We start from the raw sequence: 25,014 nt of genomic DNA, 5'->3' as shown, positions 1-25,014 counted from the left end.
ATTTACCTATAAAAAAAGGAGTTAACCTCGAGAAAGGTAACTCCTTTTTGTTGTTGATAACCATATCTATCTAGCCTTAATAGACAGGCTACGCAGTACAATACGTAAGGTTGTTAGATTATGTAAGATAGAGAGATTTGAAGGACTGAGCCAATTAAACAAGCCAAAGCCAATCAAACTACTATTTACGATAACGGTATCTTGAATATTCTTCTTGATGAGTGTTTGCAAAGATGATGATAGCCAATCCAACTCTTGGAAGAAATCCAAGCGATTATCTAACAATAAGATATCGCTCATCTGCTTAGAAATGTCTGCACTCTCATTCATCACCACACCGATATCTGATAGGGTTAGAGCTGCTGAGTCATTCAATCCATCTCCAACCATCAAAATAGTGTGACCTGCTTTCTGCAGTTCCTCTACTAGCTCAAATTTCCCATCAGGTTTCAAGTCTGTATAGACCTGATCAAAGGGCAAATCTTTGACTAATTCCTCTGTTCTAACCAAGGTGTCCCCTGTTGCCAGAATCAATTTTTTCCCTTGTGCCTTAAGTTTCTCCAAGGCTGCTTTTGCTTCTTTTCTCAAAGGAGTATGAATACAGAACATTCCAATCAATTCATTCTGGTAGGCTAAGAATAAGAGATTGTAGTGACTCTTGTACTCTTCAATTAAAGCATTTTGTTCTGAACTGATATGAATCTGTTCATCCTGCATCAAGACATAATTCCCAATAAGAACTGGTTGGCCATCTATATGAGATTTGATTCCCTTGCTTGCGATATATTGGAGTTTCCCATGCATTTCCTCATGTTCAATCCCCTCCATCTCAGCTTGCTTGACGATGGCATTAGCAATAGGATGATAAATGTGTTCCTCAAGACAGGCACTGATTCTTAGAATATCCTCCTCACTATAGTCCCCAAAAGGTAACACCTTTTCAACTATAGGATAACTAGTTGTGATTGTTCCCGTCTTATCAAACAAGAAAGTATCAACTTCCAGATATTTCTCCAGAACATCTCCATCCTTAATCACCATTTCACGATTCAACCCCTCCTTGATAGCTGTCAAATAAGCTACAGGAGTAGAGATTTTCAAAGCGCAGGAGAAATCGACCAATAGGAAAGAAATAGCCTTAGAAAAAGAACCTGTTAATAGGTAAGTCAGACCAGCCCCCAAGAAATTATATTTGACGACCTTGTCCGCCATTTTGATGAAATAGCGTTGTTTCGTTTTCTTGTTTTCTTCAGATTTCTTCATCAACTCAATCAGTTGTAAAATCCGGCTGTTCATCTGATTATCGGTTACACGAATGCGTAACTCTCCAGTTTCTAATACTGTATTTGCACAAACCAAATCAGACTCTCTTTTTTCAACTGGAAAACTCTCTCCCGTCAAGGAACTTTCGTTGACCATACCTAAACCTGAAACTACTTGTCCATCAAACAGAATTTCATTTCCTTGAGATAGGACCAAGACATCTCCTATTTGAACATCGGAACTCTTGATACTAACGACCATATCCCCCTGTACTAAGAATACGTCGCTCTCTTTTGCAAGAAGGCTTTGTTCTAAATCTGTTGCAGTTTTTTTCAAGGACCACTGATCTAAATGATTCCCCAAATCAAGCATAAACATGATATTGCTAGCTGTCTTGGATTGGTTCATAAACAAGGACAATAAAATCGCCGAACAGTCCAAGACCTCCATCGTTAGTTCCTTACGCGCTAGTGTTTGATAGGCTTCTCTAATATAACCCAAAGCCTGATAACAAGTCCATATATAGCGAATAGGATACGGCACAAAACTACGAAAAATCATACGCTTAATCGCTGCACCTGAAACAATAGAATAAGCACTCTCTTCTCTACGAATGGGAAGAGTCATCAACTCAGAAACTTTCCCTTTATCAATTCTTTTTAAAAAGGCTTCTGCATTGTCTAATACAGAGAAGCCTTCTTTTATGCGTAGAGTAAAGTGCTGTTGATCCATGTAAAACTGGATAGACTCAATCCCCTTTTCATCTCTCACCAAGGAACGAAGATAGTCTTGAATATCCAAGGTGAGTGAAAAAGAAGATGATAGTCGGATATGTTGGTATCCTCTATGTAGCACTTTAAAAGACATACTATTCCCCTATAAGGCTATCTAATTGCTCTTCTTTTTTCTCTTGCTCATACAAATATTTGGCATCTTGCAAGACATCGTCTCCATGTTGTTTCACAACAGAAACAGATGCATCTAGCCCGTCTTTCAACTTGTAAGCCTTAGCCAAAGCTTTAGAATAACCTTTTTTAGCTTCCTTACTTGCTAAGATTTTCAAACCAAGGGTACCAAATGCGACACCACCTAAAAAGAGTGATGATTTTTTCGCAACTTTTGCAACGGTTAATACTTCTTTTAACATACTTATTTCCTCCTAGATATTATTATATAGCAATTTAGATATAAAAGCAATTTAATTTTGGTACTTTAAAAAGTAATTATACTACTATTTAATTCTATTACAAATCATCCTAAAGTTGCTTTCATTTGCCTCTTTTGATACACTTAAACTATGAATACAAATCTCAAACCTAAACTCCAGCGTTTTGCTTCTGCGACTGCCTTTGCCTGCCCTATCTGTCGAGAAAATCTGACTCTGGTAGAGACTAGTCTCAAGTTCTGCAACCGTCATTCTTTTGACTTGGCGAAATTCGGCTATGTCAATCTGGCACCTCAAATCAAGCAATCTGCCAACTACGACAAGGAAAACTTTCAAAATCGCCAACAAATCCTAGAAGCTGGCTTTTACCAAGCTATTTTAGATGCTGTATCTGACTTGTTAGCAAATTCAGAAACTAGCACCACAATCTTAGATATCGGTTGTGGCGAAGGTTTCTATTCTCGCAAGCTCCAAGAAAGTCATCCTGACAAAACCTTCTATGCCTTTGATATTTCCAAAGATTCCGTTCAAATCGCTGCCAAGAGCGAACCCAACTGGGCAGTCAATTGGTTCGTTGGTGACCTGGCTCGTCTTCCTATAAAAGACGCTAGCATGGATATCCTGCTTGATATCTTTTCGCCTGCCAACTATGGAGAATTTCGTCGCGTTTTATCCAAAGACGGTATCTTGATAAAGGTTATCCCAACTGAAAATCACCTCAAGGAAATCCGTCAAAGGGTACAGGACCAGCTGACAAACAAGGATTATTCTAATCAAGATATCAAGGAGCATTTCCAGGAACATTTCAGCATCCAATCTATCCAGACTGCTTCCCTGACCAAATCCATTACAGCAGAGCAAAGACAAGCTTTACTCAGCATGACACCCCTCCTCTTTCACGTTGACCAAAGCAAGATTGACTGGAGCCAACTGACAGAGATTACCATTGAAGCAGAGATTTTGGTTGGGAAAGCACTGTAAATATATTTTTGAGATACTACAAAGCCCGCACCTCTTCTTGAGATGCGGGTTTAAATCACGATTTTTCAAGTATCTATCCGAAAAGTGGAAAAATTTTAACCTCTCCATTTATTTTCGATTTGAAATGACAAATTTATCAATAAATAGCAAGTGATATAAGGCAAGTGCTACCCCATAACAACATCCATGAAAAGAGATTTCTTGATGAGTAAGTGGAAATGAAGAACTATTACCCATATAAAGGCATGACCAAATTACAAAAAGAATCCAAAATAAATCAGTCCATTTATATTTTGAAAAATATTTTTTCCACATAAGAACATCCTCCTTCTTTACTACAATACTATTATAATACTGTTTGTAAACGAATACAAGAAATTTGAGGTAACAGCTAAGAAGAACCTTAGGCTTAAAGGTAGTACAACCAGCCTTCTTAGTGTTCTCTAGGTTTGATTTTTAAGTCTAGAAATTATTGACAAATTATTTTTTCTTTTGAGACCAGTCAACCTCAAATCCATAACATTCAAAAAAGCGAATTTCAATTGAAACTCGCTTTTTTGCTAGATAGTGTAATAACTATTAAATTATATATCTTAGTTCAAGTGCCAGATATCTTCGTTGTACTGAGCGATTGTACGGTCAGATGAGAAGAATCCTGCTTTAGAAATGTTAACGATAACTTTGTCCAACCATGCGTCACGGTCTTCGTAGTCAGCCAACATTTGCTCTTTAACTTTGATGTAGTCTTCCAAGTCAAGAAGAGTCATGAACCAGTCTTTGTTGATTAATTCGTTATAAAGACGTTCCAAGCGTTCAATCTTACCAACTGCAAGAACAGCGTCACTCACGATAAAGTCAACCAATGGTTTGATCGCTTTACGAGCGTAGAATTCGCTTGATTTGTAAGCTGATTTTGCGTAAAGGTCGATAACAGTTTCTGAATCTTCACCAAAGATGTAGATGTTTTCGTCTCCAACCAACTCAGCGATTTCCACGTTAGCACCGTCCATAGTACCAAGAGTCAAAGCTCCGTTCAACATGAATTTCATGTTACCAGTACCTGAAGCTTCTTTAGAAGCAAGTGAGATTTGTTCTGAGATATCACATGCTGGGATAAGGAAGCTTGCTGCAGTAACGTTGTAGTTTTCAACCATAACCACTTGTAAGTGTGGTGCAACTGCTGGGTCGTTAGCAATCACTTCTGACAAGCAAAGGATCAAGTGGATGATGTCTTGAGCAATTGTGTAGGCAGGAGCTGCTTTACCACCAAAGAAGACTGTGATTGGACGAGCAGGGATGTTTCCAGCCTTGATGTCAAGATATTTGTGGATCACATACAAAGCGTTCATTTGTTGACGTTTGTACTCGTGAAGACGTTTGATTTGGATGTCAAAGATAGAGTTTGGATTGATTTCCACACCTTGGTGCTCTTTCAAGTGACGAGCCAATTTACGTTTGTTGTGAGCCTTGATGCTTTCCAATTTTTCTTTTACAGCTACTTTATCTTCATAAGACAAGAGTTTTTCAAGCTCATCTGCTTCATGGTGCCAACCATCTCCAAGAATCTCATCTAAGTAGTGAGACAATCTTGGGTTAGCATGCATGAGCCAACGACGGAAAGTAATACCGTTTGTTTTGTTGTTGAATTTTTCTGGGTAGATGTCGTAGAAGGCTTTCAACTCTGAGTTCTTCAAGATTTCAGTGTGAAGAGCCGCAACCCCGTTTACGCTGTATCCGTAGTGGATATCCATGTGAGCCATGTGAACACGTCCGCTCTCATCGATGATTTGAACAGCTGGGTCTTTGTATTCTGCTTTAACACGACGATCCAATTCTTTGATGATTGGTACCAAGTGAGGAACCACTTCTTCCAAGAATTCAAGAGGCCATTTTTCAAGGGCTTCAGCAAGGATTGTGTGGTTAGTGTAGGCAGTCATGCTACGAACGATTGAAATTGCTTCATCAAGTTCGATACCACGTTCAGTCAAAAGACGGATCAATTCAGGGATAACCATTGATGGGTGAGTATCGTTGATTTGTACAACTGCGTAGTCAGCAAGGTCGTGCAAGTTGCTTCCTTTTTCGATTGCTTCATTGATGATCAATTGCGCACCGTTTGAAACCATGAAGTATTGTTGGAAGATACGGAGCAATTCACCTTGTTTATCGCTATCGTCTGGGTAAAGGAAAAGAGTCAAGTTGTGAGCGATATCTGTCTTATCAAAGTTGATACCATCTTGAATGATTGAAGAATCAACTGAATCCAAGTCGAACAAACGCAAACGGTTTTTAGTTGCTGTTTCATAACCAGTAACATCAATATCGTAAAGAGTTGATGTCAAAGTAAAGTGTGCAAATGGTACTTGGTAGCTACGACTTGAGCGAACCAACCAGTTTTGGTCAGTCAACCAAGCATTAGGAATCGTTTCTTGTTGGTTGTTTTTAAGCACTTGTTGGAAAAGACCGAAGTGGTAGTTCAAACCAACACCGTCACCATTCAAACCAAGTGTAGCGATTGAGTCGATAAAGCAGGCTGCCAAACGTCCCAAACCACCATTACCAAGTGATGGTTCCAATTCTACTTCTTCGATTTCGATCAACTCTTTACCTGCAGCTGCAAGTTCTTTTTTAACTTCGTCATAAAGACCAAGGTTAATCAAGTTGTTTGACAAGAGTTTACCAATCAAGAACTCAGCTGAGATGTAGTAAACTTTTTTCTTACCAGTGTTGACTGGTTTTTGGCTACTAGCAAGTTTGCTGTAGTTAAGAAGAGCAAGATAAAGCTCTTCGTTGCTGCATTCTGCGATAGATTTATTGTAACGATTTTGTACAAATTCTTTTAATGGTAACATTTTTGTGTCTCCTGATAATGTCTTATTTCTTTAATTCTACCAAATTTTCATTGATACGGCGATAAATTGTAGTCAAGTCAAGCAAAGTTTCTTCGACAGCAGGAGTCAATTGTTCCTCTGTCATACGCCATGACCAGTTTCCACCAAGAGTAGATGGGAAGTTCATACGAGCTGAACCATCCAACTCTAGCAAATCTTGCATAGTGGCAATCGTCATGAAACTTACTGATGCGAAAGCTGTACGAAGCATAGCATGCACCACTGTTTCGTACTCTTTACGGTTTGTGTAGCGAGCCATATACTCACGAGTTGGATCATCAATCTCATCACGGTACCAACCAAGAACAGTGTTGTTATCGTGTGTTCCTGTATACATAACTGAGTTTGCTGGTGCCAAGTGTGGGCTGTCGATACTTTCGTGTTCTGGATTGAAAGCAAATTGAAGGACTTTCATTCCTGGGAATCCAGTGCGCTCACGAAGCTCGATGACTTCATCAGTCATGAATCCAAGGTCTTCTGCGATGATGTTCAAGTCACCAAGTTCTTCTTTAACAGCTGCAAAGAGTTTGTAATCAGGTCCTTTCACCCATTTACCAGGTGCCGCTGTTTCAGAACCCGCAGGAATTTCCCAGTAAGACTCAAATCCACGGAAGTGGTCGATACGCACGATGTCGTAAATCTTAAAGCTTTCACGCAAGCGTTCAATCCACCATTTATAACCATCGCGATCCATTGCTTCCCAGTCATAGATTGGATTCCCCCAAAGCTGACCTGTCTCAGAAAACTCATCTGGTGGGCATCCTGCGATGCAAGTTGCTTTTCCGTTTTCATCAGTTTTAAAGAGATGTGGATTTGCCCACATATCGCTTGAATCTTCAGCAACATAGATTGGCATATCTCCCACAATCTCGATGTGGTTTTCGTTAGCATATGCTTTCAATTTCAACCATTGTTGGAAGAAGAGATATTGGGTTACGCGGTGGTAGACCAATTTGTCAGCCAACTCATTACGATAGTGTGCAAGAGCTTCAGCTTGACGAGTGCGAACTGCTGCATCAGGCCATTCTGTCCAAGCGAGATTATCAAAATGCTCTTTGATAGCCATATACTCTGCAAAAAGTTCAAGCCATGATTGGTTCTCTTGAGCAAATTTTTCAAAATCTTTGACATCTCCAACTTCAAGGAAACGTTTAACTGCTTTTTCTAGAAGCGGACGGCGTGCATAGTAAATCTTAGCGTAATCAACTTCAGTTGGGTTGCTACCGAAGTCTACTCCCTCAAGATCGCTTGCTTCCAACAAACCTTGATCTACCAAAATATCAAGATCGATAAAATGAGTGTTTCCAGCAAAGGCTGAGAAAGATTGATAAGGAGAATCTCCGTAGCTGGTTGTTCCTAAAGGAAGGATTTGCCAGTAACGTTGTTTGGTACGAACCAAGAAGTCAACGAAATCATAGGCGCTTTGACCAAATGATCCGATTCCGTAAGCTCCTGGAAGTGATGAGATGTGCATCAACACACCACTTTGACGTTTTTTCATAATAGCACCTCAAGTGTTTGTAGTTAAATATTTCATTTTTACAAGCGCAAACGTTTGCGCTAAGTAAAGTATAACCCATTTCAAAAAGAAATGCAAGCGTTTCAACAAAAAACTTTTCAATTTATTTACTTTATAGCTTTTTTAAAAAACTATATTCTTATTTTTTTACCTCTACAAAAACATCTTCAAACCATGCAATCGTTTCCCTTAAATTATTCTTGAATTGAAATTTATATGATTTCATCTTTTTCTTCCTATTATATGACCAATTTTAGGGATTAAGCAGTTATAAGCTTTTTTAATTTTTTTCAAAAAACGCTTGCAACCGTTTTCTGTTTGTGCTATACTAAGTTCATAAGAGAAAACGTTTGCGTTTCCTCGAAATCAAAATTTGTTATTCTTTAGGAGGAATACATTATGTCAACTAAATTCATGAAGAGCGCAGCTGTACTTGGTACTGCTACTCTTGCTAGCTTACTTTTGGTAGCTTGCGGAAGTAAAACTTCTGACAAAGCTGCTGACTCTTCTGCATCAGGAAGTCAAGAAATCACTTTCTATGTTGAAGACCAATATAAAGCTTTTGCAGAATCAGCTGCCAAAGCTTACGAAAAAGAAGCTGGTGTAAAAGTTACTATTAAAACAGGGGACCAATTAGGTGGACTTGACAATCTTTCACTTGATAACCAATCAGGTAAAGCTGCTGACGTCATGATGGCTCCATACGACCGTGTAGGTAGTCTTGGTACTGACGGACAACTTTCAGAAGTAACTTTGAGTGACGGTGCTAAAACAGACGATACTACTAAATCTCTTGTAACTGTTGGTGGTAAAGTTTATGGGGCTCCAGCCGTTATCGAGTCACTTGTTATGTACTATAACAAAGACTTAGTGAAAGAAGCTCCTAAGACATTTGCTGACTTGGAAGAACTTGCTAAAGATAGCAAATATGCCTTCGCTGGTGAAGACGGAAAAACTACTGCTTTCCTAGCTGACTGGACTAACTTCTACTACGCATATGGACTTCTTGCTGGTAATGGTGCCTACGTGTTTGGACAAAACGGTAAAGACCCTAAAGATATTGGTCTTGCTAACGATGGTGCTATTGCAGGTATCAACTACGCTAAAACTTGGTATGACAAATGGCCTAAAGGTATGCAAGATACTGAAGGTGCTGGAAACTTGATCCAAACTCAATTCCAAGAAGGTAAAACAGCTGCTATCATTGATGGACCTTGGAAAGCTCAAGCATTCAAAGATGCTAAAGTAAACTACGGTGTTGCAACTATCCCAACTCTTCCAAACGGTAAAAACTACGCAGCCTTTGGTGGTGGTAAAGCTTGGATCATCCCATCAAGCACTAAGAACCTTGAAGGAGCTCAAAAATTCGTAGACTTCCTTGTTTCAACTGACCAACAAAAAGCATTCTACGATGCAACAAACGAAATCCCAGCTAACACTGAAGCTCGTACTTACGCTGAAGGTAAAAACGATGAGTTGACTACTGCTGTTATCAAACAGTTCAAGAACGCTCAACCAATGCCAAACATCTCTCAAATGTCAACAGTTTGGGACCCAGCTAAAACAATGCTCTTTGACGCTGTAAGCGGTAAGAAAGATGCTAAAACAGCTGCAAATGATGCTGTAACATTGATCAAAGAAACAATCCAACAAAAATTTGGTAACTAATTGATTGATTCAAGGGGGATTTAAAACTTATCCCCCTTGATTTTTAGATATTAACAGAACTCAGCTTGACGTTCACATCTTATGAAAGGAGTACTCATGGAACAACAACCAAGAAAAGCAGCCTTGCTTTCATTGATTCCTGGGTTGGGGCAAATCTATAACAAACAAAAAGCCAAAGGTTTTATCTTCCTTGCTGTAACATTAGCTTTTGTCCTCTATTTTATAGTACTTGCAGCACCTGAATTGAGCAACTTGATCACACTCGGTGAAAAACCTGGCCGTGACAACTCTCTCTTTATGTTGATTCGTGGTGCATTTCACTCTATTTTTGTAATTGTTTATCTAGCATTTTATATTCTCAATATTAAAGATGCTCATACCATTGCAAAACGTATCAATAATGGCATCCCTGTCCCATTGACACTTAAGGATATGATTAAAGGTATCTATGAAAATGGATTCCCATACTTGCTCATTATCCCATCTTACGTTGCCATGACATTTGCCATCATCTTCCCAGTTATTGTAACCTTGATGATTGCCTTTACTAACTATGATTTCCAACATTTACCACCTAATAAATTGTTGGACTGGGTTGGATTGACCAACTTCACAAATATCTGGAGCTTGAGTACCTTCCGTTCAGCCTTTGGCGCCGTTCTTTCTTGGACTATTATCTGGGCTTTGTCTGCATCAACTTTACAGATTGTAATCGGTATCTTCACAGCTATTATTGCTAACCAACCATTCATCAAAGGAAAACGTATCTTTGGTGTTATCTTCCTTCTGCCTTGGGCAGTTCCAGCCTTCATCACTATCTTGACATTCTCAAACATGTTTAACGATAGTGTTGGTGCTATCAATACTCAAGTTTTGCCACTTTTTGCTAAAGTTCTTCCATTCCTCGATGGGGCACTCATCCCTTGGAAAACAGACCCTACTTGGACTAAGGTTGCCTTGATTATGATGCAAGGTTGGCTTGGATTCCCTTATATCTATGTCCTTACTCTCGGTATCCTACAGTCTATTCCAAACGACTTGTATGAAGCAGCTTATATCGACGGTGCAAACGCTTGGCAAAAATTCCGCAGCATCACTTTCCCAATGATCTTGGCTGTTGCGGCACCTACTTTGATTAGCCAATACACCTTCAACTTCAACAACTTCTCTATCATGTACCTCTTCAATGGTGGTGGTCCTGGTAGTGTCGGTGGTGGAGCTGGTTCAACCGATATATTGATCTCATGGATTTACCGTTTGACAACAGGTACAGCTCCACAATACTCTATGGCAGCTGCCGTTACCTTGATTATTTCAATCATCGTCATCTCTATTTCTATGATTGCCTTCAAGAAACTACACGCATTTGATATGGAGGACGTCTAAGATGAATAACTCAATCAAACTAAAACGTAGACTGACTCAAACCCTCACTTACCTCTACTTGATCGGACTTTCAATCGTCATTATCTATCCTCTTTTAATCACGATTATGTCTGCCTTCAAGGCTGGTAACGTTGTGGCCTTTAAACTCGACAGCAATGTCAACTTTAGTCTTGATAACTTCAAAGGGCTCTTTACAGAAACCTTGTACGGTACCTGGTACCTTAATACTTTGATCATCGCTTTGATCACTATGGTCGTTCAGACAAGTATTATCGTGCTTGCTGGTTATGCTTACAGCCGTTACAACTTCTTGGCTCGTAAACAAAGTTTGGTCTTCTTCTTGATTATCCAAATGGTGCCAACAATGGCTGCTTTGACTGCCTTCTTCGTTATGGCCCTCATGTTAAATGCCCTTAACCATAGCTGGTTCCTCATCTTCCTATATGTAGGTGGTGGTATCCCTATGAACGCTTGGTTGATGAAAGGTTACTTTGACACCGTGCCAATGTCTCTCGATGAATCTGCAAAACTGGATGGTGCAGGACACTTCCGCCGCTTCTGGCAAATCGTTCTCCCTCTCGTTCGTCCAATGGTTGCTGTACAAGCACTCTGGGCCTTCATGGGACCTTTCGGAGATTATATCCTCTCTAGTTTCTTGCTTCGTGAGAAAGAATACTTTACAGTTGCCGTTGGTCTCCAAACCTTCGTCAACAATGCGAAGAACTTGAAGATTGCCTACTTCTCAGCAGGTGCTATCCTCATCGCTCTTCCAATCTGTACACTCTTCTTCTTCTTACAAAAGAACTTCGTTTCAGGACTTACAAGCGGTGGCGACAAGGGGTAATATACCCCCGCCACCCTTTTTCATTGTTAATACTCTTCTAAAATCAAATTCAAACCGCGTCAACGTCGCCTTGCCGTACTCAAGTACAGCCTTTGGCTAGTTTCCTAGTTTGCTCTTTGATTTTCATTGAGTATAAACTAATGCTTATATAGTCTGGTGAGAAACAAGAGATTATTGAGAATCCCCTCATTGTTAGTTGATAAATTTTATTAATAGTCTACTTTCAACAAGGATTCGTATCCCCTGCTTGAAATAAAACCCATTTCTCTATATAATACTCGTATAGAAAAATGCCTATAGAAAGAGATTTATGTTACCATATCCGTTTTCTTATTTTAATAGTATTTGGGGATTCCGTAAGCCCCTCTCTCATCGTTTTGGTCTAAACTGGTTTCAACTGATTTTTACCAGTATTTTCTTGATTAGCTTGTCTATGGTGCCTATTGCCATCCAGAACAGCTCTCAGGACACCTATCCTTTAGAAACCTTCATCGATGATGTCTACTCTCCTCTGACGGACGATGTCGTACAAGATTTAGCTGCGAATACTCAGATTAATGATGGGAAGCTAAGCTACACTGGTTCAACCCCTCATCAAGTTTCTGTTCAAATCGGAGACGCTTCTAGTGCAAACTTTCCTGAGGAACTACTTCTTAACTTTGAACCTGAGCAACTCGTCATCAGTAAGCAAGGAAAAGAATTGACTAGTATTCGCTATCATGCGATCACGACCGAGAGCTTCCAAAGCAAGGAAAGCTTAACACAAGCCATTTCTAAAGACTGGTATCAACAGAATCGTGTCTATGTTAGTCTCTTTCTTGTGTTAGGTTCTAGCTTCCTCTTTGGACTTAATTTTTTCATCGTTTCTCTAGGTTCTAGCCTCTTGCTCTACTTTACGAAAAAATCACGTCTCTTTTCATTTAAAAGCTATAAAGAGTGCTATCATTTCATTTTGAACTGTTTAGGATTACCAACCTTACTTGCCATGATTCTCGGTCTCCTAGGCCAAAATATGGCAACTTTAATTACTGTTCAAAACATTTTATTTGTTCTATACCTGGTCACTATCTTTTACAAAACGCATTTCCGTGATCCAGACTACCATAAGTAGGAGATTATTATGCCTGTTACGATTAAAGACGTGGCCAAGGCTGCAGGGGTTTCACCCTCAACCGTAACCCGTGTTATTCAAAATAAATCAACCATTAGCGATGAGACTAAAAAACGAGTTCGAAAGACAATGAAAGAGCTCAATTATCATCCTAACCTCAATGCCCGAAGCTTGGTTAGTAGTTATACGCAGGTCATTGGTTTAGTTCTTCCAGACGACTCCGATGCCTTCTATCAAAATCCTTTCTTTCCTTCTGTCCTACGTGGTATTGCACAAGTTGCTTCAGAAAATCACTATGCCATCCAGATTGCAACCGGAAAAGATGAAAAAGAACGCTTAAATGCAATTTCACAGATGGTCTATGGAAAGCGTGTAGACGGTCTTATCTTCTTGTATGCCCAAGAAAATGACCCCTTGGTAAAATTAGTCTCAGAAGAGCAATTTCCTTTCCTCATCCTTGGAAAATCCTTATCCCCTTTTATTCCACTTGTTGACAACGATAATATTCAAGCTGGTTTTGATGCAACCGAATACTTCATTAAGAAAGGATGTAATCGAATCGCTTTCATCGGTGGAGCCAAGAAACTCTACGTTACGCAGGATCGTCTAACAGGTTACGAACAAGCCCTTCAAGAACACAAACTTCCTCTTGATAGTCAACGTACCTTCTTTGCAGATGAATTTCTTGAAGAAAAGGGATATAAATTTAGTAAACGTCTCTTCAAACATGATCCTCAAACTGATGCCATCATTACAACAGATAGCCTCTTAGCTGAAGGTGTTTGTAACTACCTCAACGATCACAATCTCAATATCCCTGTACTCAGCTTTGATTCTGTTAATCCAAGATTAAACCTAGCGGCCTATGTGGATATCAATAGCCTCTCTCTGGGACGTACTTCATTTGAAACCATCCTGCAAATCATCAGCGATACCAAAGAAAATCGTCAAATCTGCTATCGTCAAGTGATTGCCCACAAAATCGTTGAAAAATAAAAAAGCCCAACTCTGACAATGTGTTCAAGAGTTGGGTTTTTCGTTCTATTCATTGTTACAAATAACTATTAGTAAACTAGAGCAAGGTATCACTAATGGAATTTGAAGATGTCCTGAAATCTTTAGTTTTCGACTTCGACAAATCGGCCTAGGATATGAACATTTTCTGAAACAGAAACAAAGGCTGTTGGATCGACTTGCTTCATGATTAATTTAAAATCATTGAACTCTGCACGAGTGATAACCGTAATCAAAACAGCCTTACGCTGGTGATTATAAGTTCCTTCAGCATCATGGATCATGGTTGCTCCACGGTGCAATTTATTATGGATCTTCTCAATGACGGCATCTGGATTGCTAGTGACAATCATAGCCTGCATGCGTTTTTGCTTGGTGAAAACTGCATCTGTCACACGACTTGAGACAAAGATGGTAATCATGGAATAAAGGGCATATTTCCAACCAAAGGTCACCCCTGCAATCAACATGATTGTACCATTAACCAAGAAAGATATACTTCCGACGTTACGACCAGTCTTCTTACGAATGGTTAAGCTGACAATGTCTGTTCCACCACTGGAGATGTTATGACGTAAAGCAAAGCCAATCCCCAGTCCCATGACAACACCCCCAAAAAGGGCATTGATGATTGGATCCTCTGTTAAGATCACCACAGGCACAAACTGGATAAAGAGCGAGCTCATAGATACCGTGATAAAGGTAAAAATTGTGAACTTATGTCCAATTTGATACCAGGCCAAAATCATGAGAGGAATATTGATGGCATAAAAGGCTACTGAAATCGGGAAATGAAAACCAAACCAGTGGTTACTAAGGGCAGATATAATCTGGGCCAAACCTGTCGCACCACTTGAATAAACGTGCCCTGGTTGGAAGAAGAAATTGACGGCTACTGCTGATAGAAAACCATATACCAGAGAAGCTGAGATTTTTTCATCGTATTTTTCTCGAGAAATACTTTGTAAAACACGCAAAATCTTTACTCGATACGCAAAGCGACGAAGATAATGGTACCACTTTTTAGTTAGTTTCGTTTGTTTCATCTTGTTCTACTTGTAGATTAAGTTCCTCTAGTTGTTTAAGAGCTACTGTTGATGGTGCTTGCGTCATTGGGTCAGTTGCCTTATTGTTCTTAGGAAAGGCGATGACTTCGCGGATATTTTCTTCTCCAGCGAGCAACATGACAAAACGGTCAAGTCCGATAGCCAAACCACCGTGTGGTGGGAATCCATAGTCCATAGCTTCCAAAAGGAAACCAAACTGGTCATTTGCTTCTTCAGCTGAAAAACCAAGAGCTTTGAACATACGTTCTTGAAGTTCTTTTTGGTTGATACGAAGACTACCACCACCAAGTTCATAACCATTCAAGACGATATCATAAGCAATGGCACGAACCTTAGCCAAATCACCTTCAAGCTCATGAGCAGTTTCTGCTTGAGGAAGGGTAAATGGATGGTGGGCACTCATATAACGGCCTTCTTCTTCAGACCATTCAAACATTGGCCAGTCAACAACCCAAAGGAAGTTGAACTTGTCAGTATCAATCAATCCTAGTTCTTTAGCAATACGTCCACGAAGGGCACCAAGAGTTGCATTAGCTACTTCAAGCGTATCTGCTACAAAGAGAACCAAGTCCTTATCTTCAAGACCAAGTGCTGTTGTCAATTCTGCTTGGGTGCCAGTCAAGAATTTGGCAACTGGTCCGTTTAATTCTCCATCAACGACCTTGACCCAAGCAAGACCTTTAGCACCGTACTGCTTGGCTACTTCTGTCATCTTGTCAATGTCTTTACGTGAATAGTTGTCCGCAGCTCCTTTGACCACAATGGCTTTTACAGCAGGTGCTTCTGAGAAGACTTTGAAATCAACACCTTTGACAACTTCTGTCAAGTCTTGAAGCAACATATCAAATCGAGTATCAGGCTTATCAGAACCGTAAAGAGCCATAGCATCGTCATACTTCATTCGAGGGAATGGCAGTGTTACTTCGATGCCTTTGGTTTCCTTCATCACGCGCGCAATCAAGCCTTCTGTGATGTCTTGGATTTCTTGCTCAGTCAAGAATGAAGTTTCCAAGTCGACCTGGGTAAATTCTGGTTGACGGTCACCACGCAAGTCTTCATCACGGAAACATTTGACGATTTGGTAGTAACGGTCAAATCCAGCATTCATCAACAACTGTTTTGTAATCTGTGGACTTTGAGGAAGAGCATAGAAATGCCCTTTATTAACACGAGATGGTACCAAATAATCACGCGCCCCTTCTGGCGTTGATTTAGAAAGGAATGGCGTTTCAACATCGATAAATTCCAACTCATCCAAGTAGTTGCGGATAGAATGTGTTACTTTGGCACGAAGTTTAAGATTTTCCAACATTTCTGGACGACGAAGGTCAAGGTAGCGGTAACGTAGACGTGTATCGTCGTTTGCCTCAATGCCATCCTTAATCTCAAATGGTGTTGTTTTGGCTGTATTAAGCACAGTAAGAGTTGTTACATTCAGTTCAACTGCTCCAGTCGCCAACTTATCATTGGCTTGCTCACGTGCAGCAACCTGACCAGTCACCTCGATGACAAATTCACTACGAAGGCTTTCAGCTGTTGCCATCACCTCTGCAGATACTTTTTCTGGGTTGATAACCAACTGCATGATTCCTTCACGGTCACGAAGATCGATAAAGATCAAACCACCAAGGTCACGACGACGGGCAACCCATCCTTTCAAGGTAATTTCTTGTCCGATGTGTTCCTCACGAACACGACCAGCATACATACTACGTTTCATGTTTTATCTCCTCTTTTATTCTGTTACTATTTTACCATAAAAGCGCAGGCTCTTCATGAAAATCATCAGAAAAGTTGAGAAGAATCCTGCTATAAATGAAAAAATCCAGCAAAGTCATTCGCTGGATCTTATTTTACTTGGTATTTCTTTATTGTTTTCGCTTTTCAGCAATCTCTGCAGCCTTTTTAGGGAGAACAATCTCCGTTGCATAGGCTGTCGCAAATCGCATAATACCTGCGATTGGTGCAAAGATAACTGCTAGATGGTTATAAAAGAAATCCCCTTTAAAAGCATAGGCAAGCGCTCCAATAATAAAGAAGAGTACAACTGCCTGAATCACTGCTAATAATATCACTCGTTTCATGACTTCCTCCTGAGTCTATTATAGCATCATTATCATCACAAATGAAATTAAATTGTTCAAAGCATGCAATCCCATACTATAAGCCAGACCACCCTTACTAACATAAGCCAATCCCAAGCTAAAACCAAGTGAAGCATAAACTAGGAATTGTTGAGGAGTGCCAGGGAAATGAACAAGAGCAAAAATGATACTACTTACAAGTAGGAAGAGAGCTGTCTGCTTGACATTATCCTGTTGAGGGAAGACATAGCGAGCCAACATCCCTCTAAAGGTTAACTCTTCTGTCAGGGGTGCAAAGACAACAATCATGAAGAAAGAGAAGAGAGGTTGATTATGAGTCAATTGTTCTGCCGTCTGTTGACTGACAGATGGATCATTTGGTAAGAAAGTTTGTACAACAATGATAAGGACCCATACCAAGGCAGGCAACCAGATGTATTTGTTAAGGCCCGTTTTTTCTATCGTAACAGTTCCTGTCTTATACCACTTGTATGTTAAGAAGGTAAAAGCTCCTGCTAATAGAATATAAAGCGGAAGAACACCGACTATAGGTGCACCTGAACCAAGAGCAATCAGAGGTAAAGCCTGAATAAAACCGTAGATAAACAAAAATGATAAGAAAGCTAGAACAAACCAGCCAATGTTTTTAAGTGTTTTCATAAGATTCTCCTATTTGAAATAACGTTTTGTTTTTCTTAATTGTGCGATAGTTATATAAAGATGGATGATAATCAAAAGAACTAAGGCGACCAATTGTATTTCTCGTAAAATAACTGATAATACTATCAATAAAATATAGAGTGCGGGCAGTATAATTTGATCCAGCCTAAACAGAGTTAAAAAGGCACTCTCCATCTCTGCCTGCTTTTCTCCCTCATCATAACTGTTAAGATAATCTAAAATATCTTTTGGAGTGTAATAAGCAGACAGTTTATAGTGTCGAACGATAAAAATAGTTCGCAACAAGTAATTGGCAACAATAATGTATAAGCATAATAGAATAAGAGTAGGAAGAATTAGCAAGGTATTTTTAAATATCGGAGAAATCAGTATGATCCCACTAGTCATCATTGCTATCATCAAAACATTGGAAGAAACTGAACCATAATCCAAGTAACGATAAGCTCTTACATAGGTCTGGTCACTATCTTCTTCCTCTGTCGCCCTTTGATAAAGAGTATAAACTTCGCGACTTTTACCAAGATAATACATGGCTAAAACAAAGGAAAGTCCTCCAATAACGAGAGCAAGTCCATAAATAGTAGGTAAGACTTGTTCCATTTGAATCTGTTCAACTATCCCTCTAAGAGTGTAGGCAAAGGCTACTACAAAAGCACTTAACATACACATTACTACTCTCAACCATCTACGATTATTATTCATTTTCTAACCTCTATCTAAACTAGCCAATAACCTTAAGTAGTTTCAGTGATCTTTCCTATTTGAAATAACGTTTCACCATAGGTAACTGCATCACATTGATATAAACATGGATAGCTCCGACAAGCAAGAAGGCTAGTAACTGAATCTCTCCTGTCAGTAAGGAAAAGAGAGCAATCAGAAAGTACAAAGCTGGCAAGACATACTGATGTAATTGGAATAAAATCCGAAAACTCTGTTCCAAATTAGCCTGGCGCTCCCCTTCATCGTAAGAATTGACATAACCTAAGATATCCTTTGGCATAGAGAAAAATACCATATCAAACTGGCGAACAATCGCAATGGTTTTATAAAAATATTTTTGAACATTAAAAATCAATACTAATCCCAAAAAAGAAAGAGATAAGGTTAGATTGCTTCTATTTAGTATAACCACTTCACTTGCTGAAATAAAGAGAGCCAATAAAATCGCTACGTTTGTAATATTAAAAGCAATGTTACCAAACTCAAGATTCCGGTACATTTGCACATAATAGGTTTCATTCAGGTCATCATCCATTTCCTCTTGATACAAGGAATGAAATTTTCTGCTTTTCTTTAAGAAATTGAATGTCAAAAGAATGCTAATGAAACCTAACAGTAAACAAATAGTTGATATCCAGGGTATCAAGACTTTTACATCTAAAATAACTTCGTAGGATTCGGCACCGGCCTTAAACATCCCTACAAAACCGCCCAAGAAACCTCCAAAGACAACAGCTGCTAAAAATAATAATAATCCACGTTTCTTTTTCATTTTCATCCCCCTCTAAACCAATCCAACTAACCACTGACCAAAGGTTTTACCTGATTCATAAATTGCTGTCAAACCATCTGTTCCAAGTGATACTAAAATCAAACAAACAGCAAACAAGAGAATAGCTTGATTTCTTGCTTTTTTTGCTCCATCTCCTAATTGCTCTTTACCTAGCCAACCTGCTAGATAAGCATAGAGGGTCACTGTTATAATCCCCATCTCCGTCGAAGAGAGAAACAAGAAGAGCGTCACCAAACGAACGATGTTGGTTTGGATGTTAAAATAATTTCCTAAACCTGCACAAACACCTGCAAGTGCTTTGTCTTCAGTATCTACTTGAAAACCTGCTAAAAACTCTTTCATAACTTTTCTCCTTTTACGAGCTCTTTAAACTTTATTTTTTTCTCTACCCATCTAAAGACTAATAGTAGCACTAAATTTATCCAGAAGAGATACTTACTTTCGACGATTGTAAACCAACCAAATAGGGTTCCAATCATAGCCAAAAGATTCACAATAAACACAACGATACATAGATAATAAATCCCTTTATACTTGTTCATCACTCATCCTCCTCTAAGCGAAAGACCGACTCGACTGGCTCATGGAATATCTGAGCAATCTTCAGGGCAATGACGATGGATGGCGTGTACTCATCCCGTTCTAGCAAACTGATGGTTTGCCTGGACACGCCTGCTAGCTTGGCCAGTTCAGTTTGATTAAGGCCATCGCGAGCCCGAAGCTCTTTTAGACGATTTTTTAGTTGCATGTCACACACCTACTTTCCGTCAAATTGAATCGTTTGGATATCCTCAATGCGTTGTAGTTTGAATTTTTCTTTTCCTTTTTTATTTACACGGCGTAGCTTGACCCACTCCTCATCAACATCTACAACTTCCCAATTGTCTGTCCCAAAAACTTGTCCAAAGATTGTTGGTTTTTTCCCAATCAATTCTTTTAATAATCTTGACATTTCTTTATTTCCTTTCTGTTTTTGCTCAATTCTTTTGATTTTATTCTCTAGTTTCTTGACCCTTTGGGTATGATAGAGATAAAACATAAACACAAGAGGTACAAATCCTAATGCCCACATAATCGTTCCTTTCTGCTATACTTTTCTTAACTTGATTTCATTGTAACACATCTTTTTATTTTTGACAAGTATATTTGTCAAAAAGTTTAAGATTTTTGTCATTTTGCAAAAGAAAACGGTCAGGAATAGTATCCTGACCAGTTTATATGCTATTAAAATCCTAGTTTTTCAAAGATTTCTGAGAAGTTTTGACTGATAGCACCAAGCGAAACTTGAACTTCTTCTCGAGTTTGGTTATTCTTAACTGTCACTTGTCCGCTTTCGACTTCACTCTCTCCTAGAGTGATGATAGTCTTAGCCGCAAAGACATCGGCTGACTTAAACTGAGCTTTAAGCTTGCGGTTAAGGTAATCACGCTCTGCTTTGAAACCTTGTTGGCGAAGAGCCTGTACTAATTCCAAGGCCTTAACATTTGCTCCTTCTCCCAAGACTGCGATATAGACATCTAGGGCGTTTTCGATAGGAAGTGCTACACCTTGTTTTTCAAGGACCAAAAGCAGGCGCTCTACACCAAGTCCAAAACCAAATCCAGCAGTCTCAGGACCACCAAAATAGGCAACTAAGCCATCATAGCGACCACCCGCACAGACGGTCAAGTCATTGCCCTCGATTTCTGTGATAAACTCAAAAATCGTGTGGTTATAGTAGTCCAAACCACGCACCATGTTGGTATCGATGATATAGGCTACTCCGAGATTTTCCAACATCTGACGAACAGCATCAAAGTGAGCTTGGCTTTCTGCATCCAGGTAATCCAAGATAGATGGTGCATTCTCCACAGCTACCTTGTCTTCTTTTTCCTTAGAGTCCAAGACACGGAGAGGATTTTCCTCCAAACGACGTTGGCTATCCTTAGACAAGGTCTCCTTGAGCGGTGTTAAGTAGTCAATCAAGGCTTGACGATAGGCCGCACGGCTCTCAGGATTTCCAAGAGTGTTGAGATGTAGTTTGATGCCTTGAATGCCGATTGCTTTCAAGAAGTGGGCTGCCATAGCGATCGTTTCTACATCGGTAGCTGGATTGCTAGAGCCAAAGCACTCCACACCAATCTGGTGGAATTGGCGTAACCGACCTGCTTGTGGGCGCTCATAGCGGAACATTGGACCCATGTAGTAGAACTTGCTTGGCTTTTGCACTTCTGGGGCGAAGAGTTTGTTTTCCACATAAGAACGAACGACTGGAGCAGTTCCTTCTGGACGGAGGGTAATATGACGATCTCCCTTGTCGTAAAAATCGTACATTTCCTTGGTTACGATATCCGTTGTGTCTCCAACAGAACGACTGATGACTTCGTAGTGCTCAAAAATTGGGGTACGTACTTCTGCGTAGTTGTAGCGTTTGAAGATTTCACGCGCAAAGCCTTCAACGTACTGCCATTTGGCAGACTCAGCAGGTAAAATATCCTGCGTTCCTTTTGGTTTTTGTAATTTCATAGGGAATCCTCTTTCTAACTTAATAGTCCTATTTTACCATAAATGAAGGGATAGCGACAGTGTGAAAAGAAGACTAACACCTAAATTTCATTTTTGAGGTTAAGACTAGCTAGGAGAATCGCAAGCAAGGAAAGCCCAACAAACAGAGCCCATGTTAACTGTATATCCCATACTGCCACCAGTGAAAAACAGGCCGTCCCCACTGGTATAGATAGAGTAAACAACAAACCTAAAAAATTACTAGTACGAGAGAGAACCTCTGGAGCAAGATTTTTCATGAGCAGAGCACTAATTTTTGGAGAAATTTTCCCAGAAACATACATGGTAAAAAAGACGAAAAGCATCCCGAGCAAGACTTGGTTTAACAAATTAGATAGACCAACTAGACTGGCTCCTAATGTAACCCACATCATCAATCTAGGCAGAGATTGCTTCCCAAAATAATCATTGCCCGTAAGGCTACTGATGATAACCGCTAATAAGGTAATCAATTGTAAGATAAACAATGCATCCTTGTAGGAAAAATTCAGTAAGGAATGATTTAAAAGGAAGATGTTATAGATACCACCTAAGGCACCACCCAAAGCATTGATAATCAAGATAGCAAAGAGCATAAAACCAAAGTTTTTCTGTCCACTTTTAAGAAAAACGAGACGTAAGTTTCGGTAAATCGTTAAAAATTGATCTTTGATAGAAAGTTTCTCATTTTTCAGTGATTTACTATCAACAAGTGGAGTTGATAAGCTTAATTCAGCCCTTCCTAAAAAGAGAATGAGAGCTGACACTAGGAAAAATATGGCATTGATTCCCGCTACGAGCGAAAAGTTCTGTGTTGACACCCCTAATAGCCAAACTCCAAAAGCTTGGCCACCAATCGCAGAGATGTAGGTAATAAACTGAGAAAAGGAATAGGCCTCCATCAGATCTGACTCTGCTACCTTTTCTTTAACGAGAGGCATTCGCAAGCCACCAGCAAAATCACTGGCTACATCACTAAGGACATTGATGAGGCAAAGGGTCGAAAAGGCAAAGAAACTAGCTTGCTGAACAACTAGGGCTGCTAGAAAAAATAAAACCGCCTGAAATAAACCGACATAGGTCATCCATTTGACCTTGTCCTTGGTATAATCTGCCCGAATTCCCACAAAAACTGTAAAAAGAGTTGGAAGCATCATCACAACATTAGCCATGGCAACAGCAACAGAAGCCTCTGGCAAAGTTGAGGCATAGACCACAAATACTAAATTAAAAATGGAAGCTCCAAAAGCATTGAAAAATCGTGATAAACTCAAAACTCTGTATGCTTGATTTCTTAGTAATAGTTTCATATAGATTCCTCTCTTTCGCACATACTACTTTTATGGTAGCTCTAGTATAGCATCAAGAATCTTACGAGAAGATATTTTTGAATATATGCAACAGACTAAACTGATAACGAAAACGATAGAATTTATCTAATGCTAATCAGTATCTTCACAGTCCTATCGTTTCAAGTTATTTTATCTAGTTGCAGATATTTAACACTTCATGGCGCTTCTATAATAGTCAGCAGATCTGCTACAACCAATCATATCGAAAATACGGAGAGCGTCCTCCATCTTTCTCTGCCCTTCCTCTGCTCTTCCTTGCTTACTATCAAGCAAACCTTCTGCCCAGAGGTAGACTATTCGAAAATAGGTTTCATTTTCTTCAAAGAAGTTCTTTTCAATTTGTTTTTTAAAATAGAGGGCATTGGTAAAATCATCAATTTCAATACAGGCCATAAAAGCATTGAGGAGCAAGGTGTGCATCATATTTCGATTTTTCCCAACTCCTTGCAAGAAATCTGACTTCCGCAACATTTCTCGAGTGTACTTTGTAAAAAGCTGGACCGACAAAAGAGGAGAGCAGGAAGAAAAGAACAACAATTCATAGTGTCCCCAAATTTCGACAGAAAATAGATAATCATGTAGGACTCTTTCTTCCTCAGCGGTCAATGTAACCGTCTCATCAATGGCTTTCATATAGGATTTTATTAAAATAGCATTGAGAATGTGTTGCTGTCTATCTTTTGAAAAAGGAAGTTGTTGATACTCTCTCTGGTAGAGAGTGCGCAAGGATGTCAAATCTTGAGGGTCAATAGCCTCAACTATTCTGTTTCTAAATTCAGAATAGGCATCCTGATGAAAACCTCTCGCCAAAAATAACAATTCTTCCATACTCGCATGAATATTCTCCAAAGCTGTGATTAACTTTGGAGCAGATATTTCACTCTGACCATTTTCAAAACGCGACAATAAGGATGCTGAAAATCGTCCACCTGTTGCTTTTCTCAAAGAAATTTTTCTTGATTCTCGTAGCTCTTTAAAAACTTTTCCTAAATTCTTCATCCTCTTACCACTCGTCTTTTATTTTTTCCTATTTTACCACATTTCCTAATAAATACTAGTTCCAAACCAGCATTTACAATCTGCCACAGGCATGATACAATGAATAACATCAGATATACGAAGGAGAACTTATGAAAAAGAATATCTTGACGACCCTTGTAGCTGCCCTTGTCTACTTTCTCTGTATCGGAGTGGGTGTTCTACTAGGAAACCTTGTCGACCACACTGGAAATATGTTTTACGCCCCTGCCTTTTCTGCTCTTGTGGGCGGTAGCGTCTATATGATCCTTTTAGAAAAAGTGCCTCGTTTTGGAGCGATTACTACGATTGGACTTGTAATTTCTCTATTTTTCCTCGGAAGCAAGCATGGTGCTGGTGCCTTTCTTCCAGGAATCATATGCGGTCTTGCAGCAGATGGCATTGCTCATCTTGGCCACTACAAAGATAAGGTCAAGAACCTTCTTTCCTTCCTAGTTTTTGCTTTTGGCACCACTGGTCCCATCCTACTCATGTGGTTGGCACCTCAAGCCTATATCGCAACTCTAGTAGCTCGTGGAAAATCCCAGGACTATATCGACCGCATCATGGTTGCACCAAATCTCACTACCATCCTTTTCTTTGTAGCAAGTGTCCTCATTGGTGCTTTACTTGGTGCCTTGATCGGACAAGCGCTGAGTAAGAAATTCGCAGATAAAATGTGATATAAAAAGAGCCACACGGCTCTCAGTGGGTAGACAAACCCTTTCGGTAATTTTACTACATCTTGAAAACTCTTAGAAATGCTGATACATGCTATTTTTAAGAGTTTTTTTATTTTCTCTAATATAGTTATTTAGTTTTAAAAAAGCACTCTAATGATTCAAAGATATTGGGGACTTCCCTTAATAAATCTGTCACTTTCTTTTTCAAGATAGCCCAAGCCTGCTCAATAGGATTCAAATCTGGTGAAT

At 39.5% G+C, this 25,014-nt stretch carries 24 protein-coding genes and 1 pseudogene; 7 read left to right on the top strand and 18 right to left on the bottom strand.

Annotation, left to right across the window (positions count from 1 at the left end; genetic code table 11):
* Positions 1–66: 66 nt before the first annotated feature.
* Together QM469_RS07405 and QM469_RS07400 are read right to left on the bottom strand one after the other, a co-directional pair.
* A complete protein-coding gene (locus tag QM469_RS07405; protein ID WP_311522491.1) occupies positions 67–2,130 on the bottom strand; it encodes a heavy metal translocating P-type ATPase in 2,064 nt (687 codons plus the stop codon).
* 1 nt (position 2,131) lies between these two features.
* A complete protein-coding gene (locus QM469_RS07400) occupies positions 2,132–2,410 on the bottom strand; it encodes a DUF6110 family protein (protein ID WP_000910910.1) in 279 nt (92 codons plus the stop codon).
* Between the two features lie 150 nt (positions 2,411–2,560).
* Between QM469_RS07400 and QM469_RS07395 the strand changes: the two genes are divergently transcribed.
* Positions 2,561–3,409: a methyltransferase domain-containing protein gene (locus tag QM469_RS07395; RefSeq protein WP_414276420.1), complete on the top strand. Its 849-nt coding sequence runs from the start codon at positions 2,561–2,563 to the stop codon at positions 3,407–3,409.
* A gap of 108 nt (positions 3,410–3,517) precedes the next feature.
* On the opposite strand, the gene QM469_RS07390 is transcribed toward QM469_RS07395, so the two are convergent.
* The 3 genes from QM469_RS07390 to malQ all read right to left on the bottom strand — a co-directional run bounded on the left by QM469_RS07390 (position 3,518) and on the right by malQ (position 7,801).
* Positions 3,518–3,724 carry a hypothetical protein gene (locus QM469_RS07390; RefSeq protein WP_075227905.1) on the bottom strand — a complete coding sequence of 69 codons (207 nt, stop codon included), beginning with the start codon at positions 3,722–3,724 and terminating at the stop codon, positions 3,518–3,520.
* A gap of 278 nt (positions 3,725–4,002) precedes the next feature.
* On the bottom strand, positions 4,003–6,261 hold the full coding sequence (glgP, locus tag QM469_RS07385; RefSeq protein WP_414276419.1) for a glycogen/starch/alpha-glucan family phosphorylase: 2,259 nt from the start codon (positions 6,259–6,261) through the stop codon (positions 4,003–4,005).
* Positions 6,262–6,283: 22 nt separating this feature from the next.
* Positions 6,284–7,801 carry a 4-alpha-glucanotransferase gene (gene malQ / locus QM469_RS07380; protein WP_414276418.1) on the bottom strand — a complete coding sequence of 506 codons (1,518 nt, stop codon included), beginning with the start codon at positions 7,799–7,801 and terminating at the stop codon, positions 6,284–6,286.
* A gap of 417 nt (positions 7,802–8,218) precedes the next feature.
* Here malQ and QM469_RS07375 point away from each other — a divergent pair, with 417 nt between their 5' ends.
* The 5 genes from QM469_RS07375 (at position 8,219) to QM469_RS07355 (ending at position 13,824) form a co-directional block, all read left to right on the top strand.
* On the top strand, positions 8,219–9,487 hold the full coding sequence (locus QM469_RS07375) for an extracellular solute-binding protein (protein WP_414276417.1): 1,269 nt from the start codon (positions 8,219–8,221) through the stop codon (positions 9,485–9,487).
* Between the two features lie 96 nt (positions 9,488–9,583).
* On the top strand, positions 9,584–10,873 hold the full coding sequence (locus QM469_RS07370; RefSeq protein ID WP_414276416.1) for an ABC transporter permease subunit: 1,290 nt from the start codon (positions 9,584–9,586) through the stop codon (positions 10,871–10,873).
* 1 nt (position 10,874) lies between these two features.
* The gene (locus tag QM469_RS07365) at positions 10,875–11,717 is read left to right on the top strand and encodes a sugar ABC transporter permease (protein ID WP_045613887.1); all 843 of its coding nucleotides are present in this window, start codon (positions 10,875–10,877) and stop codon (positions 11,715–11,717) included.
* A 310-nt stretch (positions 11,718–12,027) separates the two neighbouring features.
* Positions 12,028–12,828 (top strand): DUF1189 domain-containing protein, encoded by an 801-nt coding sequence (locus QM469_RS07360; protein ID WP_414276415.1) that lies wholly within the window; start codon positions 12,028–12,030, stop codon positions 12,826–12,828.
* Between the two features lie 9 nt (positions 12,829–12,837).
* On the top strand, positions 12,838–13,824 hold the full coding sequence (locus tag QM469_RS07355) for a LacI family DNA-binding transcriptional regulator (protein ID WP_281335257.1): 987 nt from the start codon (positions 12,838–12,840) through the stop codon (positions 13,822–13,824).
* A 122-nt stretch (positions 13,825–13,946) separates the two neighbouring features.
* On the opposite strand, the gene QM469_RS07350 is transcribed toward QM469_RS07355, so the two are convergent.
* The 13 genes and pseudogenes from QM469_RS07350 to QM469_RS07290 form a co-directional block, all read right to left on the bottom strand.
* Positions 13,947–14,888, bottom strand: a complete 942-nt coding sequence (locus tag QM469_RS07350; RefSeq protein WP_281335256.1) for a YitT family protein — start codon at positions 14,886–14,888, stop codon at positions 13,947–13,949.
* Positions 14,866–16,629, bottom strand: a complete 1,764-nt coding sequence (aspS, locus tag QM469_RS07345) for an aspartate--tRNA ligase (RefSeq protein ID WP_281335255.1) — start codon at positions 16,627–16,629, stop codon at positions 14,866–14,868. Before aspS ends, QM469_RS07350 begins: the two co-directional genes overlap by 23 nt.
* A gap of 148 nt (positions 16,630–16,777) precedes the next feature.
* Positions 16,778–16,993, bottom strand: a complete 216-nt coding sequence (locus QM469_RS07340) for a hypothetical protein (protein ID WP_281335254.1) — start codon at positions 16,991–16,993, stop codon at positions 16,778–16,780.
* 18 nt (positions 16,994–17,011) lie between these two features.
* Entirely contained in the window at positions 17,012–17,653 is a 642-nt protein-coding gene (locus QM469_RS07335; protein ID WP_414276414.1) for a lysostaphin resistance A-like protein, read from the bottom strand.
* A gap of 9 nt (positions 17,654–17,662) precedes the next feature.
* Positions 17,663–18,376, bottom strand: coding sequence for a DUF3169 family protein (locus QM469_RS07330; RefSeq protein ID WP_414276413.1), 714 nt, complete (start codon positions 18,374–18,376; stop codon positions 17,663–17,665).
* Positions 18,377–18,431: 55 nt separating this feature from the next.
* Positions 18,432–19,175, bottom strand: a complete 744-nt coding sequence (locus QM469_RS07325) for a DUF3169 family protein (RefSeq protein ID WP_414276412.1) — start codon at positions 19,173–19,175, stop codon at positions 18,432–18,434.
* A 6-nt stretch (positions 19,176–19,181) separates the two neighbouring features.
* The gene (locus QM469_RS07320) at positions 19,182–19,532 is read right to left on the bottom strand and encodes a PspC domain-containing protein (RefSeq protein WP_414276411.1); all 351 of its coding nucleotides are present in this window, start codon (positions 19,530–19,532) and stop codon (positions 19,182–19,184) included.
* Positions 19,529–19,732: a hypothetical protein gene (locus QM469_RS07315; RefSeq protein ID WP_414276410.1), complete on the bottom strand. Its 204-nt coding sequence runs from the start codon at positions 19,730–19,732 to the stop codon at positions 19,529–19,531. The genes QM469_RS07320 and QM469_RS07315 overlap by 4 nt, the downstream gene beginning before the upstream one ends.
* Positions 19,732–19,938: a helix-turn-helix transcriptional regulator gene (locus QM469_RS07310; RefSeq protein WP_049508780.1), complete on the bottom strand. Its 207-nt coding sequence runs from the start codon at positions 19,936–19,938 to the stop codon at positions 19,732–19,734. Before QM469_RS07310 ends, QM469_RS07315 begins: the two co-directional genes overlap by 1 nt.
* A gap of 9 nt (positions 19,939–19,947) precedes the next feature.
* Positions 19,948–20,415 (bottom strand): annotated as a pseudogene (locus tag QM469_RS07305) (hypothetical protein).
* The gene (gene hisS / locus QM469_RS07300; RefSeq protein ID WP_049548749.1) at positions 20,415–21,695 is read right to left on the bottom strand and encodes a histidine--tRNA ligase; all 1,281 of its coding nucleotides are present in this window, start codon (positions 21,693–21,695) and stop codon (positions 20,415–20,417) included. The pseudogene QM469_RS07305 and the gene hisS overlap by 1 nt, the downstream one beginning before the upstream one ends.
* An 80-nt stretch (positions 21,696–21,775) precedes the next feature.
* Positions 21,776–23,023, bottom strand: coding sequence for a transporter (locus QM469_RS07295; protein WP_049548748.1), 1,248 nt, complete (start codon positions 23,021–23,023; stop codon positions 21,776–21,778).
* 189 nt (positions 23,024–23,212) lie between these two features.
* Positions 23,213–24,064, bottom strand: coding sequence for an Rgg/GadR/MutR family transcriptional regulator (locus QM469_RS07290; protein WP_371559633.1), 852 nt, complete (start codon positions 24,062–24,064; stop codon positions 23,213–23,215).
* A gap of 131 nt (positions 24,065–24,195) precedes the next feature.
* On the opposite strand from QM469_RS07290, the gene QM469_RS07285 reads away from it, so the two are divergent.
* Positions 24,196–24,765 (top strand): MptD family putative ECF transporter S component, encoded by a 570-nt coding sequence (locus QM469_RS07285; RefSeq protein ID WP_414276409.1) that lies wholly within the window; start codon positions 24,196–24,198, stop codon positions 24,763–24,765.
* The last annotated feature ends 249 nt before the right edge of the window (positions 24,766–25,014 follow it).

Origin of the sequence: Streptococcus infantis, from assembly GCF_047464215.1 — a bacterium.
Classification (GTDB): Bacteria; Bacillota; Bacilli; order Lactobacillales; family Streptococcaceae; genus Streptococcus; species Streptococcus infantis_P.
This window is presented reverse-complemented; position numbering and strand designations above follow the sequence as displayed.

Excerpts from the sequence above, each read along its gene's own strand:
- QM469_RS07405 (WP_311522491.1), bottom strand. The coding sequence starts at position 2,130 with ATGTCTTTTAAAGTGCTACATAGAGGATACCAACATATCCGACTATCA.
- QM469_RS07400 (WP_000910910.1), bottom strand. The coding sequence starts at position 2,410 with ATGTTAAAAGAAGTATTAACCGTTGCAAAAGTTGCGAAAAAATCATCA.
- QM469_RS07395 (WP_414276420.1), top strand. The coding sequence starts at position 2,561 with ATGAATACAAATCTCAAACCTAAACTCCAGCGTTTTGCTTCTGCGACT.
- QM469_RS07390 (WP_075227905.1), bottom strand. The coding sequence starts at position 3,724 with ATGTGGAAAAAATATTTTTCAAAATATAAATGGACTGATTTATTTTGG.
- glgP (WP_414276419.1), bottom strand. The coding sequence starts at position 6,261 with ATGTTACCATTAAAAGAATTTGTACAAAATCGTTACAATAAATCTATC.
- malQ (WP_414276418.1), bottom strand. The coding sequence starts at position 7,801 with ATGAAAAAACGTCAAAGTGGTGTGTTGATGCACATCTCATCACTTCCA.
- QM469_RS07375 (WP_414276417.1), top strand. The coding sequence starts at position 8,219 with ATGTCAACTAAATTCATGAAGAGCGCAGCTGTACTTGGTACTGCTACT.
- QM469_RS07370 (WP_414276416.1), top strand. The coding sequence starts at position 9,584 with ATGGAACAACAACCAAGAAAAGCAGCCTTGCTTTCATTGATTCCTGGG.
- QM469_RS07365 (WP_045613887.1), top strand. The coding sequence starts at position 10,875 with ATGAATAACTCAATCAAACTAAAACGTAGACTGACTCAAACCCTCACT.
- QM469_RS07360 (WP_414276415.1), top strand. The coding sequence starts at position 12,028 with ATGTTACCATATCCGTTTTCTTATTTTAATAGTATTTGGGGATTCCGT.
- QM469_RS07355 (WP_281335257.1), top strand. The coding sequence starts at position 12,838 with ATGCCTGTTACGATTAAAGACGTGGCCAAGGCTGCAGGGGTTTCACCC.
- QM469_RS07350 (WP_281335256.1), bottom strand. The coding sequence starts at position 14,888 with ATGAAACAAACGAAACTAACTAAAAAGTGGTACCATTATCTTCGTCGC.
- aspS (WP_281335255.1), bottom strand. The coding sequence starts at position 16,629 with ATGAAACGTAGTATGTATGCTGGTCGTGTTCGTGAGGAACACATCGGA.
- QM469_RS07340 (WP_281335254.1), bottom strand. The coding sequence starts at position 16,993 with ATGAAACGAGTGATATTATTAGCAGTGATTCAGGCAGTTGTACTCTTC.
- QM469_RS07335 (WP_414276414.1), bottom strand. The coding sequence starts at position 17,653 with ATGAAAACACTTAAAAACATTGGCTGGTTTGTTCTAGCTTTCTTATCA.
- QM469_RS07330 (WP_414276413.1), bottom strand. The coding sequence starts at position 18,376 with ATGAATAATAATCGTAGATGGTTGAGAGTAGTAATGTGTATGTTAAGT.
- QM469_RS07325 (WP_414276412.1), bottom strand. The coding sequence starts at position 19,175 with ATGAAAATGAAAAAGAAACGTGGATTATTATTATTTTTAGCAGCTGTT.
- QM469_RS07320 (WP_414276411.1), bottom strand. The coding sequence starts at position 19,532 with ATGAAAGAGTTTTTAGCAGGTTTTCAAGTAGATACTGAAGACAAAGCA.
- QM469_RS07315 (WP_414276410.1), bottom strand. The coding sequence starts at position 19,732 with ATGAACAAGTATAAAGGGATTTATTATCTATGTATCGTTGTGTTTATT.
- QM469_RS07310 (WP_049508780.1), bottom strand. The coding sequence starts at position 19,938 with ATGCAACTAAAAAATCGTCTAAAAGAGCTTCGGGCTCGCGATGGCCTT.
- hisS (WP_049548749.1), bottom strand. The coding sequence starts at position 21,695 with ATGAAATTACAAAAACCAAAAGGAACGCAGGATATTTTACCTGCTGAG.
- QM469_RS07295 (WP_049548748.1), bottom strand. The coding sequence starts at position 23,023 with ATGAAACTATTACTAAGAAATCAAGCATACAGAGTTTTGAGTTTATCA.
- QM469_RS07290 (WP_371559633.1), bottom strand. The coding sequence starts at position 24,064 with ATGAAGAATTTAGGAAAAGTTTTTAAAGAGCTACGAGAATCAAGAAAA.
- QM469_RS07285 (WP_414276409.1), top strand. The coding sequence starts at position 24,196 with ATGAAAAAGAATATCTTGACGACCCTTGTAGCTGCCCTTGTCTACTTT.